A 5,131-nucleotide genomic window follows, 5' to 3' on the forward strand; every position below is an offset into this window, starting at 1 on the left:
AAGCCGTAGCCGGTCGTAGACATCGTCGGAGCGCTCTTGATCGGATTTGTCGAGATCACGGATTGCCTTAAAGACAAAGAGGGTCTCGCCGCCTAGCCCAACGGGCATCTCCGCATGGGCAGTGCCACCTAAAAGGACGAGAGCGGCTGTGGTGAGGATGTAGTTGATTTTCATTTTTATTTCTTATTTAATTCGTTAGTTATGGAGAGGAACACAGGATCCAGTAGCCGATTTTTTTTGTGCCTTACGCTAGGATTCGTCCTTTTTTGCGGTATATGCTGCTCCATTTCCTAGTGCAAGGCCGGTTTTCGTATCGCCTTTGAGCGTCTTGTGGACTGCAAACACCCCTAGATCAATCCCGAGGTTGCGTATATCGTTCTTGTCTTTTTCTCTGTCTGACTTCTTTCGTAAAATCCAGATGCCGTATAAGGAACCAGGTTCCCCCTAATGACCTATGAGCCTCAGATAGATGCAGACACAAATGAAATACTATGGCTGGCGGATGGCAGTTGTTTTTAGCCTTTTTCTCTCGCTTTTGATTGGGGATGCCTACCTGGCCAATCGCTCGACGCAGGGCTTGACCGAGGCGCAAGAGCGCGTTGCCCATACCTGGGAGGTGCGCGTGAAGCTGCGCGACACACAGATCCAGTTTGAGAAGTCGATCTCGGCGGGCCGGGGCTACGTCCTCCTCGACGATGTCTCTAATATCCAGACCATGGAAAATGCCCAAGAGGCGATGAAAACCGATATTGACACGCTCAATACACTGGTCAAAGACAATGCCGAGCAGCTAGAAAACATCAAGAAGCTGCGCGTGATTGTTGAAGACGAGGTTCGCGTTGTGGCGGAGGCGGTGAGCCATAAGCAGAAGCTGGGCGAGCTCTGGAAAGCGGATACGTCGCGGGCTTTTACGATGCGGGCGCTCTCCTCGAAGAACTACACCACGGCGCTTCTGGCCTGCCTCAGTGATATGGAGCGGGAGGAGAGCCACCTCTCCCTCGCACGCCACACGGAGGCGAGGTCGTTTGAGCGCCAGACCCGCCTGACGATCTTTGGAGCGGCGGGCATTGCGTGCGCGGCTTTGGTGGCAACCTTTATTCTGGCCTATCTCATGCTACGCGAGCGGTTCCGAGGCGAGTCGGTGATGCGCCTGGCCAACACGGAGCTTGAGGCCCGCGTCGGGGACCGCACGGAGAGCCTTCAGCAGGCCAACGAGCACCTTCAGATAGCCAACAACGAGCTAGAGGCTTTCTCCTACACCGTCTCGCACGACCTGCGGGCTCCCCTGCGCCACATGGTCGGTTTTGCCGAGCTGCTGGAGCAGAAGTCTGCAGGGCTTTTAGACGAATCAGGGCAGCGCTATCTCAACCTGATCAAAGAGGCGGGCCTTCGCGCGGGGCGGCTCATTGATGATCTACTAACGTTCTCGCGCATGAGCCGCGCTGAGCTGCGCCACAGCCTGATCCCCATGCAGGAGATCGTGGACCGGATCTGTGGGGAGCTCAATGAAGAGTACCCGGCACATAAAATCCGCTGGGAGGTCATGCCGCTTCCCAATATCTGGGGTGATCCGGTGCTGGCCAACCAGGTCTGGCGAAACCTACTCGACAATGCCGTGAAATACTCCAGCAAGCAAGAGACTTCCCAGACTACGGTCGGGTACCGCAAGACCAGCACGGAGCTGGAGTTCTCCGTCCGCGACAACGGGGTCGGCTTTGACATGTCGCACGCCGAGAAGCTCTTTGGGGTCTTTCAGCGCCTGCACGAGACCGAGGACTTCGAAGGGACAGGAATCGGGCTGGTGACCGTGCGCCGCATTATCGTCCGACACGGAGGCCGCACCTGGGCGCAGAGCGAGCCCGGCCATGGCGCGATCTTCTACTTCTCACTGCCTCTCGCGTGCCTGGAACAGCCACTATGAAATCCATTTTACTTGTCGAAGATAACCCCAATGATATTGAGCTTGCCCTGGGCGCACTCAATGGCTACGTGGTCAAGCCCATTGATTTTGGGCAGTATGCGCAGGCACTTCGATCCATCAGTAGCTTCTGGACAAAGACCAACGAACCACCGCACGACTCTGAGCTGCCACAGTGAGAGTGTATCAACTGTTGCACCTGGAAGACAGTCTCAATGATGCGGAGCTGGTTCGGGCGTATCTTGGAGAGTCTGATATTTGCTGCCATGTCACGCTTGTCACCAATCAAGCGGACTATCTCCAGTCGCTCACCGAAAACCCACCCGAGCTGGTCATCTCGGATTTTCGGCTGCGTGGCTTTGATGGCATTGAGGCGTTTCGGCTCCTGCAACGGCACGATCCCAGAACTCCTTTTATCTTATTTTCGGGAGCACTGGGTGAGGGCCGCGCGGTGGAGTGCCTAAAGATTGGGATGACGGACTTTCTTCTCAAGCACCACCTGGATCGCCTGCCGCCCTTGGTCGAGCGTGCGCTTCGTGAGGCGCGAGAGCGCCGGGAGCGGCTCGTCGCGTTGGCCGAGATCGAGGACCTGAACCGACGGCTCCAGCTCGCGATTCGCGAGAGCCAGCACCGCATCAAGAACAACCTGCAGGTGCTCCTGGGGTTGCTTGAGGCGATTCGGCTTGAGAATTCCGAGAGTAGCTCGCTGACCCGGCTGGCAAGCCATATCCACGGGCTAGCGACTCTGCACGATCTGCTACTCCACCAGACCAGCGTTCCCGGAGCCGCGCCGGACACGGTCCCTGCACGCTTCGCCCTGGAGCGCTTGATTCCTGCGATGGCCACCGGGCTCTGGCCACGGACACTTACCCTGGAGGCTGATGACATCGCACTGAGTATTAAGCAGCTAAGCGCACTCTCTTTAGTGCTCAATGAGCTGGTCTCCAATGCGATTAAGCACGGTCAGGGGGCAATCTCGATCTCCCTCAAAGACCGAGGCGATTACCTTCATCTAGAGGTTAGCGACGAGGGTCCTGGTTTCCCTGAGGTCTTCGATCCGAGTAAGCTCTCTAGCGTGGGCCTGAGCATCATCGAGAGCATTGGCACGTGGGATCTGGCGGGCACCCTGAGCTACGAGACCGCTCCCCTTGGGGCACGGGTGCGCCTGCACTTCAAAAAATAGAAAACCGGGAGCACGAAGCTCCCGGTTTTTATCTTTGTTCTGTTTGGTGCGGCGCTACGCAATCGCAAGATCACCCATTTTCCGCAGCATAGACTCGCGTGCCCGGAAGAGGCGGGACTTAATCGTCCCCATCGCAAGCCCGGTTTCTTTGGAGATCTCCTCAAACGAGCGGCACTGATCATAGTACAGATCGCAGAGAATGCGCTGGTGCTCGGGGAGCGAGAGCAGGGCTTTTTTCAATCGCTCGGTCAGCGCTTCTTTTTCGGTGCGCTCAATTAAAATGGTGGCCGGGTTCTCATGGGGATCTGCACAGAGCACCGCGTCGCCGCTGGCCTCTAGCACAGCCTCTAGGGAAGTCTGGAGCGGCTGGCGGCCTTTGCGACGCCATGCCTGATAGATCTCGTTGATGGAGACGCGCTTGATCCAGCCGGGTAGGGTTCCGATGAACTTACAGGAGTTGATGACATGAAAGATATGGAGGTAGATCTCGGCGTCCATGTCCTCCGCATCTTGGCGGTTAGAGGACATGCGTGTGGCCGTTGCACGGATCACCGAGCGGTAGCGCCCTACGAGGGCATGGCGGGCATCGGTATCTCCGGCCTTGCTACGGTCGAGGAGCTGTTGATCGCTCAAGCGCTCTAGGGAACGAGACGAAAGATACGAGGCGGGCATTGGAGTCGAGTAGGTCATTTTAACTTGCATGGTTGTTCTCCGTGGCACAAACAAAAAAGTCAGAATTACTTCGCCGAGATGAATCAACATCTCGAAGCGAGGCAATCCTGACCTCAATGTTTTGCATGACGAACAGGGCCAAGCAAATATTTTATGAAAGCAACTGACTGGTATCAGAAATTATCTGATTCAGTGCACACATCAATAGTATTACCGGGTTTATCAGATAAGTCAAGAAGTATTTTTAAAACTTGAGAATTAAATTAGGAAGAAAGTAACTCGTCTGCACGAATCACTTCCAAAGAGACATACTTCAGAGTTTGAGATTTATCTCGGGCGCTCTTCTGAAGTTTACGAAATGCATCGGATTCGGAGAGCTGCAAGCGCAGGCTCAGGATTCCCTTGGCCCGCTCCACGAGCTTTCGCGTTTCGAGCGTGTCACGGAGATCGGTGTTTGCCTGGTAAGCTTCTTTGAGGACATCAAAGCGTGCCAGCGCGGTTCGAACGGCGGGGGCGATCTGCTCGACAACCACAGGCTTGACTAAGTACGCACAGGCCCCAGCGCCGATGGCCTCACCCACCAGGACTTCGTCGCTATAGGCCGTGAGCATGATGATCGGAATCGGCGATTCGTCGGTGATCAGACGTGCCGCCTCGATACCGCTCATCCGTGGCATATTGATATCCATAATCACAAAGTCGGGCTTTAGTGTCCGTGCCGCCACGACTCCTTGCTCTCCATCCGAGACGGCGCCGACCACATCATAGCCTGCGGTTGTGAGCGCCCGCCGCAATAAAAGAATCGTCATCCCTTCGTCTTCCACGAGAAGGGCTCTTAGTTTTGTACTTTTACTTTCTTCCATGGTCTCCATCACCTCGTTTGACAGCTCAAAAAGAGCAAGACCTGATGAGGCCTTGCTCCTTTCCGCTGGGAGAGCTAGCCGTGTCTAAGCGACAACTTCCTCGACAACCCGCTTTGACTTTCGGCTCAGGCGGTTCCGAAGAGACTTGGAGCGCTTCTGAATCGCATTCCGCGTTTCTTTACCGGAAGCGGGCGCGGACAGCACCATGGCGACTGCCCCAACTGTTGCTCCTAATACAATACCACCCACCACTGCAATTGGTTTATTCATGTGTCTATAGATCCTCTCGTTTTCTCATGGGATCGTATGTTGCTCGCTGCCTTCCGGTTCCTCAAAAAATCAACGGAACCAAGCCTGGGCCTCCAACATAAAGTCCGTTGATCCCCCTAACATAAAGAAAGAATCAAAACCATGAATGAGCCTCTCAAAGATAAAATCTCACCTTACGCAGTGCCGAGTTGATAAAATGGGTTTGGCCCCATGACGGCCTGAAAA

6 protein-coding genes are annotated in these 5,131 nt (G+C 55.2%); 3 read left to right on the plus strand and 3 right to left on the minus strand.

The window, feature by feature from the left end:
• Positions 1-481: 481 nt before the first annotated feature.
• Genes AC1XOS_RS19490 through AC1XOS_RS19500 form a run of 3 tightly spaced genes read left to right on the plus strand, consistent with a single transcriptional unit; the run spans position 482 to position 3,101 of the window.
• Positions 482-1,921: a sensor histidine kinase gene (locus AC1XOS_RS19490; RefSeq protein WP_481963882.1), complete on the plus strand. Its 1,440-nt coding sequence runs from the start codon at positions 482-484 to the stop codon at positions 1,919-1,921.
• Complete coding sequence (locus tag AC1XOS_RS19495) at positions 1,918-2,097, plus strand: hypothetical protein (RefSeq protein WP_481963883.1); 180 nt, start codon at positions 1,918-1,920, stop codon at positions 2,095-2,097. The genes AC1XOS_RS19490 and AC1XOS_RS19495 overlap by 4 nt, the downstream gene beginning before the upstream one ends.
• A gap of 14 nt (positions 2,098-2,111) precedes the next feature.
• Entirely contained in the window at positions 2,112-3,101 is a 990-nt protein-coding gene (locus AC1XOS_RS19500; RefSeq protein WP_481963884.1) for a response regulator, read from the plus strand.
• Between the two features lie 54 nt (positions 3,102-3,155).
• Here AC1XOS_RS19500 and AC1XOS_RS19505 read toward each other — a convergent pair whose 3' ends face one another.
• The 3 genes from AC1XOS_RS19505 to AC1XOS_RS19515 form a co-directional block, all read right to left on the minus strand.
• A complete protein-coding gene (locus tag AC1XOS_RS19505; protein ID WP_481963885.1) occupies positions 3,156-3,803 on the minus strand; it encodes an RNA polymerase sigma factor in 648 nt (215 codons plus the stop codon).
• Positions 3,804-4,036: 233 nt separating this feature from the next.
• Positions 4,037-4,636: an ANTAR domain-containing response regulator gene (locus AC1XOS_RS19510; protein ID WP_481963886.1), complete on the minus strand. Its 600-nt coding sequence runs from the start codon at positions 4,634-4,636 to the stop codon at positions 4,037-4,039.
• 84 nt (positions 4,637-4,720) lie between these two features.
• Positions 4,721-4,906 carry a YtxH domain-containing protein gene (locus tag AC1XOS_RS19515; protein ID WP_481963887.1) on the minus strand — a complete coding sequence of 62 codons (186 nt, stop codon included), beginning with the start codon at positions 4,904-4,906 and terminating at the stop codon, positions 4,721-4,723.
• Between the last annotated feature and the right edge of the window lie 225 nt (positions 4,907-5,131).

The sequence above is a fragment of the Armatimonas sp. genome, assembly GCF_964826245.1.